The 14,741-nt window shown below is 43.0% G+C and carries 17 protein-coding genes; 14 read left to right on the top strand and 3 right to left on the bottom strand.

The window, feature by feature from the left end:
- The first annotated feature begins 29 nt into the window (after positions 1-29).
- From ACFX4H_RS11735 to ACFX4H_RS11715, 5 genes are all read left to right on the top strand, one after another.
- Positions 30-872 carry an aldo/keto reductase gene (locus ACFX4H_RS11735; protein WP_328138116.1) on the top strand — a complete coding sequence of 281 codons (843 nt, stop codon included), beginning with the start codon at positions 30-32 and terminating at the stop codon, positions 870-872.
- 412 nt (positions 873-1,284) lie between these two features.
- On the top strand, positions 1,285-2,313 hold the full coding sequence (locus tag ACFX4H_RS11730) for an NADH:flavin oxidoreductase/NADH oxidase (protein WP_063592488.1): 1,029 nt from the start codon (positions 1,285-1,287) through the stop codon (positions 2,311-2,313).
- A 157-nt stretch (positions 2,314-2,470) separates the two neighbouring features.
- Positions 2,471-2,782 (top strand): rhodanese-like domain-containing protein, encoded by a 312-nt coding sequence (locus ACFX4H_RS11725; RefSeq protein ID WP_034309364.1) that lies wholly within the window; start codon positions 2,471-2,473, stop codon positions 2,780-2,782.
- Positions 2,783-3,049: 267 nt separating this feature from the next.
- Positions 3,050-4,132, top strand: coding sequence for a tartrate dehydrogenase (locus ACFX4H_RS11720; RefSeq protein WP_241634965.1), 1,083 nt, complete (start codon positions 3,050-3,052; stop codon positions 4,130-4,132).
- Positions 4,133-4,196: 64 nt separating this feature from the next.
- Complete coding sequence (locus tag ACFX4H_RS11715) at positions 4,197-4,382, top strand: sporulation protein Cse60 (protein WP_048682016.1); 186 nt, start codon at positions 4,197-4,199, stop codon at positions 4,380-4,382.
- A 115-nt stretch (positions 4,383-4,497) separates the two neighbouring features.
- Here ACFX4H_RS11715 and ACFX4H_RS11710 read toward each other — a convergent pair whose 3' ends face one another.
- Positions 4,498-5,427, bottom strand: a complete 930-nt coding sequence (locus ACFX4H_RS11710; RefSeq protein WP_249597351.1) for an SDR family oxidoreductase — start codon at positions 5,425-5,427, stop codon at positions 4,498-4,500.
- Between the two features lie 147 nt (positions 5,428-5,574).
- Between ACFX4H_RS11710 and ACFX4H_RS11705 the strand changes: the two genes are divergently transcribed.
- From ACFX4H_RS11705 to ACFX4H_RS11695, 3 genes are all read left to right on the top strand, one after another.
- Positions 5,575-5,745, top strand: a complete 171-nt coding sequence (locus ACFX4H_RS11705) for a hypothetical protein (protein ID WP_241634961.1) — start codon at positions 5,575-5,577, stop codon at positions 5,743-5,745.
- Positions 5,746-5,974: 229 nt separating this feature from the next.
- Positions 5,975-6,535, top strand: coding sequence for an MEDS domain-containing protein (locus ACFX4H_RS11700; RefSeq protein WP_377435330.1), 561 nt, complete (start codon positions 5,975-5,977; stop codon positions 6,533-6,535).
- Positions 6,536-6,616: 81 nt separating this feature from the next.
- On the top strand, positions 6,617-6,871 hold the full coding sequence (locus ACFX4H_RS11695; RefSeq protein WP_053537337.1) for an MGMT family protein: 255 nt from the start codon (positions 6,617-6,619) through the stop codon (positions 6,869-6,871).
- A 167-nt stretch (positions 6,872-7,038) separates the two neighbouring features.
- Here ACFX4H_RS11695 and ACFX4H_RS11690 read toward each other — a convergent pair whose 3' ends face one another.
- Entirely contained in the window at positions 7,039-8,304 is a 1,266-nt protein-coding gene (locus tag ACFX4H_RS11690) for a BaiN/RdsA family NAD(P)/FAD-dependent oxidoreductase (protein WP_377435328.1), read from the bottom strand.
- A gap of 205 nt (positions 8,305-8,509) precedes the next feature.
- On the opposite strand from ACFX4H_RS11690, the gene ACFX4H_RS11685 reads away from it, so the two are divergent.
- On the top strand, positions 8,510-10,111 hold the full coding sequence (locus ACFX4H_RS11685; protein WP_241634956.1) for a putative polysaccharide biosynthesis protein: 1,602 nt from the start codon (positions 8,510-8,512) through the stop codon (positions 10,109-10,111).
- 123 nt (positions 10,112-10,234) lie between these two features.
- The gene (locus tag ACFX4H_RS11680; RefSeq protein ID WP_034309348.1) at positions 10,235-10,957 is read left to right on the top strand and encodes a pseudouridine synthase; all 723 of its coding nucleotides are present in this window, start codon (positions 10,235-10,237) and stop codon (positions 10,955-10,957) included.
- 84 nt (positions 10,958-11,041) lie between these two features.
- On the opposite strand, the gene ACFX4H_RS11675 is transcribed toward ACFX4H_RS11680, so the two are convergent.
- Positions 11,042-11,263 (bottom strand): DeoR family transcriptional regulator, encoded by a 222-nt coding sequence (locus ACFX4H_RS11675; RefSeq protein WP_034309346.1) that lies wholly within the window; start codon positions 11,261-11,263, stop codon positions 11,042-11,044.
- Positions 11,264-11,787: 524 nt separating this feature from the next.
- Here ACFX4H_RS11675 and ACFX4H_RS11670 point away from each other — a divergent pair.
- From ACFX4H_RS11670 to ACFX4H_RS11655, 4 genes are all read left to right on the top strand, one after another.
- Positions 11,788-12,138: a hypothetical protein gene (locus tag ACFX4H_RS11670; RefSeq protein WP_034309343.1), complete on the top strand. Its 351-nt coding sequence runs from the start codon at positions 11,788-11,790 to the stop codon at positions 12,136-12,138.
- Positions 12,139-12,560: 422 nt separating this feature from the next.
- Positions 12,561-13,355: an isocitrate lyase/PEP mutase family protein gene (locus ACFX4H_RS11665; RefSeq protein ID WP_377435325.1), complete on the top strand. Its 795-nt coding sequence runs from the start codon at positions 12,561-12,563 to the stop codon at positions 13,353-13,355.
- Positions 13,355-13,927: a bifunctional transcriptional activator/DNA repair enzyme AdaA gene (locus ACFX4H_RS11660; RefSeq protein WP_063575436.1), complete on the top strand. Its 573-nt coding sequence runs from the start codon at positions 13,355-13,357 to the stop codon at positions 13,925-13,927. The genes ACFX4H_RS11665 and ACFX4H_RS11660 overlap by 1 nt, the downstream gene beginning before the upstream one ends.
- A 29-nt stretch (positions 13,928-13,956) precedes the next feature.
- Complete coding sequence (locus ACFX4H_RS11655; RefSeq protein ID WP_377435323.1) at positions 13,957-14,433, top strand: methylated-DNA--[protein]-cysteine S-methyltransferase; 477 nt, start codon at positions 13,957-13,959, stop codon at positions 14,431-14,433.
- Positions 14,434-14,741: the final 308 nt, after the last annotated feature.

Genomic DNA, 14,741 nt, shown 5'->3' with positions numbered 1-14,741 from the left:
TAAAAACAATCATTTGGAGGTAGAGTATTATGGTGAAAAACTTACAAGATACAACTACATTGCATAACGGCGTCAAAATGCCTTGGTTCGGATTGGGCGTATTTAAGGTGGAAGAAGGACCGGAGCTGGTAAATGCAGTTAAAGTGGCCATTAAACATGGTTATCGCAGCATCGATACGGCTGCCATTTATGAAAATGAAGAAGGGGTCGGACAAGGGATTCGTGAGGGCTTAAAAGAAGCTGGAATCTCAAGGGAAGACTTATTCGTAACATCAAAAGTCTGGAATGCCGATTTAGGCTATGAATCGACAATTGCAGCTTACGAAACAAGCTTACAGAAACTTGGCTTGGAGTACCTGGATTTATATCTTATCCATTGGCCAGTGGAAGGAAAATATAAAGAAGCTTGGAGAGCGTTGGAAACTCTATATAAAGAAGGAAAAGTGAAAGCGATCGGTGTGAGCAATTTCCAGATTCACCACCTAAAAGATTTAATGGAAGATGCAGAAGTGAAGCCGATGGTCAATCAAGTGGAATGCCATCCGCGTTTAACTCAAAAAGAAGTTCAGGCATTCTGTATGGAACAAGGAATACAACTTGAAGCATGGTCTCCTTTGATGCAAGGTGAACTTCTTGATAATGAAGTTTTACAAGCTATTGCAACCAAGCATGGCAAATCTGTTGCACAAGTCATTTTACGCTGGGATTTACAAAATGGGATTGTAACGATTCCGAAATCAACTAAAGAACATCGTATTGTCGAAAACTCAACTGTATTCGATTTCGAATTGACTGAAGAGGAAATGAACCAAATTGATGGATTGAATCAGAATCACCGTGTTGGGCCAGATCCTGATAATTTCGACTTTTAATTATAGGAAGGAGAGGGACGGGATATCCTTCTGAGTATATAGACTAAAAAGGACCTATCTTTTAACACAAAGTTGATTGGAATGTAAGGTGCGAGACTCCTGCGGGAAAAGCGGGTCAAAGGGAGACCCCGCAGGCGCTTGCGCCGAGGAGGCTCCCGGACCGCCCGCGGAAAGCGAGTGCCTGGAGTGAAAATCAACATTCATATTACACTCCCTTTATAAAAATGTAGGCAATCTTAATTTATTCCAGTTTGTCCACAGTCAGGGGACGGGATATCCGTCTTTCTCTTTTTTTATGAATTTCGCACCGGAATTTACACTGAAAGCTTCGGGAATCCGATTAGTTGACACAGTATTACTGGGATGATATAAATGCATGTGCATGCATTATATAAAAAGGAGATGAAGAATGATGAATGATTTATTTTCACCTTATCGCATAAAAGAACTTGAACTTAAAAATAGGATCGTCATGCCGCCGATGTGCCAATACTCCGTCGAAGCCGAAGATGGTATACCAACGAACTGGCACCAGCAACATTATGTAAGCAGGGCAGTTGGAGGCACGGGGTTAATAATAGTGGAAATGACCGATGTGGAGCCTGATGGGCGCATTTCTAATCGCGATCTTGGATTATGGTCCGACGATCAAATTGGTGCTTTCTCCAACATCGTTAAGGAAGTTCATCAATACGGTGCAAAAATCGGGATACAAATTGCCCATGCAGGCCGTAAAGCGGAGGATGCGGAACCGCCGGTGGCACCCTCAGCCATTGCGTTTGATGAAACGTACAAAACACCAAGAGCTTTAGAAACGGAAGAAGTAAAGGAAATGGTCGATAAATTCCGGGCATCGGCCAGAAGGGCAGTTCAAGCAGGATTTGACGTAATCGAATTACATGGTGCACACGGGTATTTAATCCACCAATTCACATCACCGCTTACGAATAAACGTGATGACGAATATGGAAGAGACCTGACTAAATTCGGAGTGGAAGTCATTAAAGCAGTGAAAAGCGAAATGCCTGCCGACATGCCTTTAATCATGCGCATTTCTGCAAAAGAATACGTTGAAGGCGGATATGGTATTGAAGAAAGCATTGCATTTTCACAAGTCTTTAAAGAAGCAGGCGTCGATATGTTCCATGTAAGCTCTGGAGGAGAAGGCCCGATTGGAGCAGGCGGAAGACCTGGTACCCATGCCAGCTATCAAACTCCGTTGGCCAGGGAAATCAAAAAAGCTTTGGATATTCCGGTGATTGCTGTAGGTCGTTTAGATGATCCGATTCTAGCAAATTCAATCATTGGCAATGAAGAAGCCGATTTGGTCGCTGTCGGCAGAGGAATGCTGCGAAACCCTTATTGGGCACTTGAAGCATCCAAAGCTTTGAATATAAAAACGGAGATCCCTAAACAATATCAACTGGGATTCAAGCATTGATACCGATTTTTAAAACGCCGGCGAATATTATATTCGCCGGCGTTTTTTCATTCAGTGCATGAGGGGATTTGCATTCGCGAATCCATTACGTGATGTTTGACTGGAAATTTTGCTATAATGAAAAAGATAAATCAAACGATAATTCGAGGTGCTAATTATGGAAGAAATCAAAATCATTACAACGGAAGAAGTGGAAGCTAAGCTTGAGGCAGGAGAAGCGATGGAACTTGTCGATGTTCGTGAAGACGAAGAAGTGCAAGAGGGAATGATCGAAGGCGCGAAACATATTCGCATGAATGATATCCCGGCGAACCTTGACTATTTTGATAAAGAAAAAGAATATATCTTTATCTGCCGTTCAGGACGCCGCAGTGAAAATGTATGCCATTATCTTCAGGAACAAGGATATAAAGTGGCAAACATGGTTGGCGGAATGCTTGAATGGGACGGCGAAGTCATCGTTAAGTGAAGTTCTTCAAATAGACCTGTTACTTTTGTAAGCGTAATCCAAGAATGTGACGGCTTATTTGAATGAAGAAAGAAAAAAGATCATGGTTTGTTCACAATATCGTGAATATGCGGAAAGACGTGCATATTTGAAGGCGTGAAAACAAAGAGTCCTTTCATCATGAAAGGACTCTTTTTTCTATATGAACCTTACTTACGGGGATTCAAACGTTATATGTTAAAATTAGGGTGCCAAAGTCAGAAAATATAGAAAAAGGAGAGTTGAAAAATGAATGTTCATAAAATTGCGGTCATTGCGGGTGATGGAATTGGCCCTGAGGTGATTAATGAGGGTGTAAAGGTCCTTAAAGAAGTGGCGGCCATTGCCGGTGATTTTTCTTTCCAGTTCACCTATTTTCCATGGGGATGTGAATATTACCTTGAGCACGGCAAAATGCTGCCCGACGATGGATTGGAACAACTGATGAAGTTTGACGCCGTGTATCTGGGGGCTGTCGGTTATCCTGGTGTCCCGGACCATATTTCCTTACGTGAACTTCTGCTGAAGATCAGAAAGGGATTTGACCAATATGTGAATATTCGACCCGTTAAATTGCTTCAAGGTGCACCCTGTCCATTAAAAGACGTGACTCGTGACCAAATCGATATGGTTGTCATTCGTGAAAACAGTGAAGGGGAATATTCCGGTGCAGGTGATTGGCTTTTTAAAGGCAAGCCGGAAGAAGTCGTCCTGCAGACGGGGGTCTTTTCACGAAAGGGAACCGAGAGGATCATCCGTTATGCTTATGAACTGGCGCGCAAGACGGGAAGGACGCTAACGAGCATAAGCAAGGCGAACGCATTGAATTATTCAATGGTTTTTTGGGATCAGGTTTTTGAAGAAATTGGACAGGAGTATCCGGAAGTAGAAACGAATTCCTATCTGGTCGATGCGGCAAGCATGTATTTTGTCAAACAGCCCGAACGGTTTCAAATCGTTGTCACCTCCAATTTGTTCGGTGACATCATAACGGATTTAGGTGCTGCCATTGCAGGCGGGATGGGACTGGCGGCCGGTGCCAATTTAAACCCGGAACGGATTTATCCTTCGATGTTCGAACCGATTCATGGTTCAGCACCGGATATAGCACATCAAGGCATCGCCAATCCACTTGCGGCCATATGGTCCGCCAGTCAGATTCTCGATTTCTTTGGACATGAGGTTTGGGGTGCGAAAGTGTTGGACGTGATTGAACAGGCTCTGGTCGATAAAAAGGTGCTGACTCCTGATATGGGCGGGGCAGCTTCTACAGAGGAAGTCGGGGATGAAGTGGTTAAAATATTATCCGCTTTTCAAACAAATCAAGTATAAAAATCAAGTGAAAAGGGCATCCTGCACAATAACTATCATTATAGTAAAAGGGCGGGGAGAGCCGATGATACAAGTGAAATTATTTGATTATGAGCATGAAAAGGATTTAGAGGATGAAATGAACTTTTTCCTGGAAGACATTCGTGATAATCAAATCGTCGATATTAAATATAATGTCGCCACTACAGGTGAAGAGGAAGAGGAACAGATCTATTGTTTCAGTGCGATGATCATCTATAAAAAAAAATAAAGGCCGGCTGGCCCTATAATCAATAATGGACTACCTATTGCTTGCTGACAGGCAATCAAAGGTAGTCTTTTTTCCGTCTTGACTTCCTGGGAAGGGGGCATGTTCGTTGTGGAAATTAAGACGATGTCGCTTCCCCGCCATTGACATGAAGTGTTTGTCCTGTCACAAAACGGGAATCATCAGAGGCGAGATAGACAAAGGTGGGAGCCAGTTCAAATGGCTGGCCTTGACGCTCCATCGGATTATCGACTTGTGTCACTTCGTCTGCCGAGAAACTTGCCGGGATGAGAGGGGTCCAAAACCTTCCGGGCGCAATGGCGTTCACCCGGATGCCTTGATCGACAAGACTGTTTGCCAAGGCACGGGTAAAACCAATGTTGGCCCCTTTAGTCGCCGTATAATCAATTAATTGCTTATTCCCATTAAACGTCACGACAGAAGATGTATTAATGATGGAGGACCCAGCTTTTAAATGGGGAAGGGCAGCACGCGTCGTGTAGAAGTGGGAATAGATATTCACTTTAAAGGTATCATCGAATTGCTCATCCGTAATATCAAGCAAGCTTAATTGCTGAAATTGAATGCCCACGTGGTTACAAAGAATATCGAGCTTTCCAAATGTTTCGATGGTGTCTTCCACGATATCGATGCATTGCTGCTTATCCCTTAAGTCCCCAGGCAGCAGTAAGCAACGTTGCCCAAGCTCTTCAATTCTCGTTTTAGTCCGATTGGCATCCTCATGTTCATCCAAATAAGCGATGGAAACATCTGCCCCTTCTTTAGCAAAAGCGATGGCAGCCGCAGCGCCAATCCCACTGTCTCCGCCAGTTATCAATGCGACTTTACCTGTTAATTTCCCGCAGCCCCTATAATTGGGATTTTCGATGATGGGCCTGGGCACCATTAATTTTTCTACACCGGGTTGGCGAAATTGACGTTGCTCCGGAACCGTTATGGGTACGTCTTGATAACGGGTGATCTTCCCATAATTCGGATGCATGGGATAGCTTTTACCGGATGATTTCTTTTTATTATCTTCTGCCATGAGGGGTCCTCCTAATAAAGAATTTAGTCGGATTACTTTATGATGATCAGGCATATGCCGTGCATGAAGAACATATATCGGGACGGGCTCGTTGCCGTGCGGCTCGAATATGCTGAAGGGTAGAAAAAAGTTTTTGGAGGCCTCTATATGCCATATTATTATAGCGAAGAAGTGAAGTGGTTATTGGTCGAACAATCGGATGAAAAGGTGGAGTTGTTATATGACTCCAACCCAAATACCTTTGAATTGCCGATTATTGGACCAAGACCGCCATATTATTATAACCCGCGCTATGTGCCGTACTATCCCGTGATTTAAGAGTGAAGGGAAAATGCATGAAGTACGGAGTCTGCCGGATTGGGCTGCCTGGGTCTTTTTAAGAGTGGACTGAAGGCAGCCATAATTCGACTCAACTAAATTCCAGATCTTAACATGTCATTGGGAAAAACTGATTATATTCTTCTATGAATTTTACAAACACGGAGATAATGGGTAAAGTTATACATAATACATAGTACGGACTGGTGTATTAAAGGAGAGATTCATTTTGGACAATAAAATGAAACAATTAATAGAAAATATACAGCAGTCGGATGGTGGCCATATTTTATACTGTTTTAATGAATTGGAGTCATACATTGAAAATGAGGCAACTTTCATCATTACCGGTGTTCAACAAGGAGACCATATCCTGGTCGTCGAAAACGACCGCATCTTTCCTTTCGTGTACAAGAAATTGCAGCTTCATTTAAATGAGGAGCAATTGGAGCAAGTGCATCTTATGAATAATTTTGATTTTTATTGTTTTCATGGAGACTTCCATCCTTCGACGATGGTTGATTATTTCTTGGAAAATATCGATGCATACACTAAACGCAATCAGCACGTCCGGACTTGGGGCCATGTTGAATGGGGCCATGACGATCAAGTCATCTTTGCGATAGGCGAATATGAAAAAGGGATCGACAAATTGATCAAGGAAAGAGGATTGATTTCTGTATGTGCATACGATGACTGCAGAGTGCCTGCCGAGCTTAAAACAAACTTGATCAAACATCATGGAATCCTGATTACCGATGAAAAAATCACGATTTTAGCAAACGGATAGAATAAAGGGGGGGGGAGGTATTTGGAAAGTTTTACTGAACGGGTCATTCAAATCATACAACGAATCCCCTCCGGTAAAGTGATGACATATGGTCAAATTGGACAGCTCGCCGGAAGTCCGCGCGGTGCAAGGCAGGTCGTAAGGATCCTTCATTCTAGCAGTAAAAAACATGACCTTCCATGGCACCGGGTGATCAATGCCAAAGGTGAAATCGGCATAAAAGCGGAGGGCGCTGCAGAACACCAGAAGGCGATGCTCGAGAGTGAAGGCATCACGTTCACGGGCCGGAATACCATTGACCTCGAAGCATATCGCTATCATCCAGAAATATTTTAAACGCATAGCCGGACTAGTAGTGGCGGGCGCGGGTTTGGTCGAAAAAGTACAGTGAAGGCCAAAACAAGAGCACCTACACCAGAATCAAAGCCTAACGAACACGATGTATAGGCTTGCGAAATCGCAGTAAAAGAGGCTGATCCAAGCGGATCAGCCTCTTTTACGGATTATGAACGGGCAGACATGGCAGCATTCATGCCGGCGAGCCTGCCGGTTACTAATGCCGATGTGATATTGTAACCGCCTGTGTATCCGTGTATATCCAGAATTTCACCGCAGAAATACAGTCCGTCCATTAGTTTGGATGCCATTTCTTTTGGATGTATTTCTTTGACGGATACGCCGCCGCCCGTTACGAAGGCTTTTTCTAGCGGCTGGGTGCCGTGCACCCCGAATTGGAAGTCCTTGCATAATTCTGCAAAGCGGCGGATTTTTTCATTTGATATCGTCGCCCCTTGCTCTTGAAGGTCGATGCCGCTTCGCTCAAGCAGGAAGTGAAGGTATCGTTCAGGAACTAAACCTTTTAAGGTGTTTTTAATGGCTTTTTTCGGTTCGGCTTTTATTTCCTTCATGATGTCTTGAAAAACCTCTTCCTTGTTTCGGTCCGGCAGGGCATCGAGTTTCATGGTCACTTCCGACAGGTTCCATTTCTTCATCGCTTTCACGACGAATTGGCTGCATCTTAGAACAGCTGGACCGGAGACGCCAAAATGGGTGAAGAGCATATCCATTCTATGTGTAATCAGGGCCTTGCCCTTTGGGTTAAGGACACTCAATGAAACATCGCGAAGTGCGAGCCCTTGAAGTGTTCGATCTTTAATGAATGTTTCATGGCTAAGTACGGGAACTTCAGTCGGGAACAATTCGGTAATCGTATGCCCTGCCTTTTTAGCCCATGCGTAGCCGTCTCCGGTTGAACCGGTGTGGGGAACTGATTTCCCGCCGACTGCAATCACGACTGCATCCGTGTCAATGGTCTGGCCATCTTTTAACCGGACACCGCTGGTTTTTCCATGTTCATAGAGAACTTCCGCAACTGGAGAGTTCTTGTAGACCGTTACTTTTAAATTCGACAGGCGCGTCAGAAGGGCATCCACGACGCTTTGCGCTTTATCATTGACAGGAAACATCCGGCCATGGTCCTCTTCTTTTAGAGCGACGCCCAATTTTTCAAAGAATTGAATAATGTCCTCATTATTGAACTCTGAGAAAGCACTGTATAGAAATCGCCCGTTTCCAGGGATATGCTGAATGATTTCATCGATTGAGAGCCTGTTCGTCACGTTGCAGCGTCCGCCGCCCGAGATTGCAAGTTTCCTTCCAAGCTTCTCGCCTTTATCCACTAACAATACATGGGCACCTTTTTCCCCGGCTGCTATTGCTGCCATCAATCCGGAAGGACCGCCGCCAATTACCACTACATCATATTTCAAATTGATCACCACTTTATCATTTTCAGTCCCTTCATTATATAGCAAGAGCCCGTCAGATTGCGAATGTAGAAAAAAAGGAATTATTTGTTTGTGTATTATCTTCGAAAACGATAAACTTGAATGTAGTTTTCTATAGAAAAAATACTTTAATATGATAAGATAAAGAGCGTGTGAAACGTAACTGACAGAGGCAGGAAGGGATTAGATGTCATCTAAGTTTTTAAAAGGGGCTTTTATATTAACGCTGGGAGCGATCATTTCCAAGGTTCTTGGTTTATTTTATGTCATCCCATTTGAACATATGGTTGGGAATAAAGGGGCTACCCTCTATCAATATGGGTACGTTCCATATACCATTTTCATTAGCTTTGCAACGGCAGGCATGCCGCTTGCAGTATCTAAATTCATCTCGAAGTATAATGCGCTCGAGGAATACGCAGTCGGTGAGAAGTTATTTAAATCGAGCCTGAAATTAATGGTAATCACCGGTTTTCTCGCTTTTTTGATTCTCTATACGATGGCCCCGCTGTTTACTGGAGTCTTTGGGGTCAAGCCGGAAGATGCCGCGGATGTCACGGAGATCATTAGGGCAGTCAGCTTCGCCTTGATTTTTGTACCTTTCATGAGCATCATCCGCGGCTTCTTTCAAGGGCATGAAGCGATGGAACCAACGGCCATTTCCCAGGTTGTCGAACAAATTGTCCGCATCGTGTTCCTTCTGGCAGGTGTGTATGTTGTTTTGAATGTCCTTGACGGAGAGTTAGTGAGAGCCATCCAAATAGCTACCTTCGCGGCGACGGTCGGGGCTGTCGGCGGTTTAGTGGTGTTATTTTGGTATTGGAAAAAACAAAAACCATATTTGGACAGCTTGATGAAGAAAGACAGGGGAACGATGGAAATTTCCCTGAAGGAGATTTATAAAGAAATATTCCTTTCGTCGATTCCTTTCATATTCGTCGGAATCGCGATGCCAATGTTTCAGTTGGCTGACTTATTGTCTTTCAATAAGGCGATGTCGTCGATCGGGCTGCAGCATGTTGCTGAGGATGCACTAGGGGTGTTGAATGTGTATGCCCAGAAGCTTGTCTTGATTCCGATGACGCTTGCAACCGGGTTTTCGATGGCGCTTCTTCCTTCGGTGACGAAGGCATATGTAAGCGAGGATTCAAATGAGTTCAACCGCCAGCTGAACCAAGCCTTTCAAATTTTGTTGTTCATTACGATTCCAGCAGTCGTTGGCATGTCTGTGCTGGCCGATCCAATCTATAGTGCCTTTTACAGCCATGATCCACTTGGAATCAGTGTCCTGAAGGCATATGCGCCCGTTTCCATCTTGTTTGCACTTTTCTCCGTTTCGGCAGCTGTATTACAAGGGATCAATCAGCAAAAATATACAGTGCTCAGCCTGCTTGTGGGCTTTTTAATCAAATTGAGCTTGAATATCCCATTGATCAAGTTGTTTGAAACGGAAGGATCCGTTTACGCTACGGCATTCGGCTACTTGGCTGCCGTGCTGCTGAATTTGTATGTCATTACCTACTTTACTGGATATCGTTACAGCCTTACCATCAGGAGATCTGTTTTAATCACAGTTTTTTCAATAATAATGGGACTGGCTGCCTGGGGCATGAACAGTTTACTATCGCTATGGCTTACATCGGAAGGGCGCTTCCAGGCGATTTTGATCGTGGCCGTTTGTGCAATTTTTGGAGCGCTCATTTATGCGGCTCTTTCCTTGAAAAGCAAACTTGCCCATCGTTTGTTCGGTGCCCGGATCGATCGGTTAAAAGCTAAATTAGGATTGTAAGCTGGAAGTTTGATGTGTAAAAAAAAGGGTATTGAATGGTGAATCCCCGATTAAAATATATTGGCCTTGCCTGTCATTAAAGTGGGCAAGGCTTTTTACTGAAAAAGGCTTTAGGAGGAAACGATGAGAATAGATAAGATTTTATCCAATATTGGTTATGGCAGCAGGAAAGAAGTGAAAAAGCTCCTGAAATCCGGCGCCGTCAAGGTTAATGAAAGGCTGATTAAGGATCCGAAGGAACAAGTGGACCCTGATACGGAAAACGTGACGGTTCATGGTGAACGGGTTGAATACAGGGAATTCATTTATTTAATGATGAATAAACCGCCGGGCGTATTGTCGGCAACGGAAGATAACTACCAAGAAACGGTCATCGACATCTTGGAGCCGGAAGATTCGGTATTCGAGCCATTTCCTGTAGGCCGTCTTGATAAGGACACAGAAGGTTTATTGCTGATCACGAATGACGGAAAGCTTGCCCACCAACTGCTTTCCCCAAAGAAACATGTCCCTAAAACATATTTTGCGGTCATTGATGGCGAAGTAACGGAACGGGATATCGAGGCATTCCGCAACGGAGTGACCTTGGATGATGGATACGAAACAAAACCAGGAGAATTGAACATTTTAAAATCAGGCCTGACATCGGATATCGAGCTAACGATCATGGAAGGGAAGTTCCATCAGGTGAAGCGGATGTTTGAGGCCGTTGGCAAACGTGTCGTCTACCTAAAGCGTCTTTCCATGGGGAGTTTACAGCTTGATGAGGAACTCGAACTTGGTGAATACCGTGAGTTGACGGCGGAGGAGCTTGAACAGTTAAAGGCGGGCCAACCGGCTGAATGATAGCTGGACACAAAAAATGAGGCGGATAATATTGTCCGCCTCAAAGTATTTTACATATCGATCTTGTTCGGGTGGTCGTTCTTTTTACGATGACATCTTCACCTTTTTACTTGTTGTCGTCCAAAGGCCTCGGCTTGGGCTTTGAACAAGGTCATTGTATGCTAAGACATTTAAATCGCGCTGCACAGTTCGAGGAGTGATGCCAAATTCTTCTACAAGCTCTTGAGTAGAAACCGTACCGTTATTGCTAATGAACATATAAACGGATTTAATACGGGTTAACATGCGATTTGTTGAAGGTTTCAAAAAATCACTCCTTATTCTTTTCATTGTTATTTTGAACAAATGAAAACAACCGATATGTCGGACAGCATTCCAGCTGTCACTATGTACTTGCTATACCCACCCTATAACTCCTCGGAAACATTAGAAAAAATAAGATGTCATTAGCTTCATTCTACCCCTTTGCAAAAGCAAATTCTAGGAAAAGATACTAATTGACTAAATATTACATTTATTATATCAAATTTTAACAAAATTATTCTCATTGCCTATACAAAATTAATAAAGAGTTGTTCCATTTGTTCATGCTCATATTTTGCCAATAAAGAATGCTTACTATGCACACGATACAAACGTTGACTTTTAAAGCATATGCATGTTATTTTACTTAAAACGGCCCATAAATCGTAATTATTACGCTTTATGTGTTGATGGAGGAATTGCTTGATGGCTTGCCGTTACGATGTCATAATGAGGTATCGGGCAGTATAGACTTTTCATACATATCCAAGAGGATTTAAATATAAACCAATTCGAGGTAGAGCCATATGAACGATAGATTAATGGAGTTTTTATTGCGCGACGAAGTAACCAGACTTTCTGGCGTCAAAAAACAAGTGTATGAATTCATCGTGAACGAAGAAGATTATCTTGCATCGAAGGCGGACACGGTCGATCAATTCATGAGATTGCTGGTAAAGCATTCCCCGCCCAGGCTTGCAGCCCGTCATTTCAATATGCCCTATGGGGAAATCATCCGTTTCATGAATGAAATAGAAGATGAACTGAATGAGAGATTAGAGGAAAGATGCAAGAAAGTGAAGTGGATGGACTACACGGAAAAGGACCAGCAGGCATTTGAGGAATATCATAGGAAGTTATATCTTTTCGTAAATTAATCAATTGGATCATGAAAATGCCCCGGAATGAAAGGGCAGTTCAGACTGAAGACAAACTCGAAGAAAATCGAATTTGTCTTCAGTTTTTTTGCTTGTACAAATTTAGACGTTGATTGGAACGTAGGGCACTCGCTTTCCGCGGGCGGTCCGCCCTCGGCGCACTTGCGCCTGTGGGGTCTCCCTTGGACTCGCTATTCCCGCAGGAGTCTCGCACACCCGCTCCAAACAACTTTGTAATAACTTTAGATAGAACCCTTTTGTATACAAACTGAAATGCCCTGGTATGAAAGGGCATTTTTTTTATTTGTCACGGGAATCCAGGACAATCATTATTTGAAATGGACCATAAGAGCAAGAATGAGGACGATTTGGAGCTGGGTGATTGTTAGAATAGGGACAAATGAATTTTAGGAGCATCTATAATGACTAATATTAAGGAATTCAATGAATTACACTTTTCGAAGGACCTGTTAATATTGGGGAATGCCTGGGATCTATTATCGGCCTTGATTCTCGAGAAATCAGGATTCAAGGCGATTGGAACGACAAGCTGGGGAATTGCCAACTCCCTGGGGTATTCTGATGGCGAATTGATTGATTTTGAAAGACATTTAGGTATCATTAAACTAATTGCGGATAATGTGAAAATTCCCGTCACCGCGGACATTGAAGCAGGCTATGGTGAAACCGCAGACAAGATTGTCGATAATGTGTTAAGGACGGCAGACGCCGGTGTAGCCGGGATCAATATTGAGGATTCATTAAAAAAACAAAAAGGTCTTAGAGATATATATCAACACTGCAGCCTGCTATTAAAAATAAGGGAAGCGTTGGATTATAATGGGTATGAAGGTTTTTACATCAATGCCAGAACAGATACTTATTTTCAAAAAGAAAATCCTTTCCCGGAAACGGCAGAGCGGGCAAAGGCGTATGTGGAAAGTGGTGCCAGCGGAATATTCATCCCTGGATTAACGAACCATGATGAAATAAAAGAAATCACTTTGAATATAGGTGCTCCCCTTAATGTATTATCTTTGCCTGGATTGACGAATGGTAAGGAGCTTGAAGAATTAGGCGTAAAACGCCTCAGTTTCGGGAATGCCCTGTTCGATAAAGCCATTGAATTGCTAGAACGAGATACAGCACGAATAGTAGAGCTAAGTGACACCTCACATTTATATGGGAAAAAAAACCTGAAAGGATGCGGAGTATAATGGCTGTTGCTATAAATCTTTCTTTTGAAGAAATGTGGGAGAAAATCATTGCTTGCGACCCTAAATATGACGGATTATTCTTTACCGCAGTAAAGACAACTAAAATATACTGCCGCCCTTCATGTAGGTCAAGGAAGCCGAAAAAAATAAATGTGAAATTCTATCATGACATCGATGAAGTCGAAAAGGCCGGTTTCCGTGCTTGCAAAAGATGCCAACCGGAAGTTGATGATTCCCCGAAGATGGGACTTGTAAGAGATATCATCGCTTTCTTGGTCAATCAGTATAATCAAAAAGTGGAATTAAAGGATATTGCCAATCATGTCGGTGTAAGTTCCTATTATCTGGAGCGGCTATTCAAAAAGGAAACATTAGAAACTCCCCGTTCCTATTTGGAAAAAATCAGAGTGGATAAAGCTTCATACCTTCTAACAAGCACAAGTCGAACGAATCTTGAGATTTGCCTTGAAGTCGGTTTCCAAAGCCCTTCAAACTTTTATAAAGTATTTCGCCGTTTGAAAAATTGTACTCCAAGTGAATATCGCAACATGAATCTTAAGAATCGAGTGTAAGCCACATATACAGAAATGGAGGTCCTTATATGAGTGAATTATATAAACTAGATTATGAATCACCGATTGGAGTTATCGAGATATCAGGAACGAATGATGCCATCAGTTCCATAATGTTCGCTGAAAGGGATATAAAGATAAATATTATGCAAGAGCACACGCCTCAGGTTTTGGCGGAGTGCTTTAGTCAGCTTGATGAGTATTTCAAAGGTGAACGCAGGGAATTTACATTTCCTTATACACTTGAAGGGACCATCTTCCAAAAAAACGTTTGGAACGTATTAACGGGAATCCTGTACGCTAACACGGGTTCCTATAAAGACATCGCCGTTTCAATCGGTAATGAAAAAGCCATTAGGGCAGTAGGGAGCGCTAACGGCAGAAATAAGTTAAGCATCGTGATTCCTTGTCATCGAATAATAGGTTCAAATGGGAAATTAACTGGTTATGCGGGTGGCTTGTGGAGAAAGGAATGGCTCCTTCAGCATGAAAGGAATTTTAATTGAGGTACTAGGCTCAACTTTATGGGAATCGCCCGGGCCCGGTCAGAGTCAAAACCAGAAATTAGCCTGAGTTTCACTCTCCATTGTTGGAGGACACAGTTTTTTATTTAGGAATGGTCTCATCCCGATCCCTCTCATGATTTTAGTAAGGGTTTTTTTACCACATTTTTCAAACGAAACTTGGTTATCTTTCACGTATTTTTACTGTTTTATAGGATGAAAACTCTCTGGATTGAAGAAATTTGCGACACTCCTGCCGAAAAACTGGCTAGCCGAGACCCCACAGACGCTTGCGTCGAGGAGGCTTGGCA

This window comes from Peribacillus sp. YIM B13477, assembly GCF_042787955.1.
Lineage (GTDB): Bacteria > Bacillota > Bacilli > Bacillales > DSM-1321 > Peribacillus > Peribacillus frigoritolerans.
This window is presented reverse-complemented; position numbering and strand designations above follow the sequence as displayed.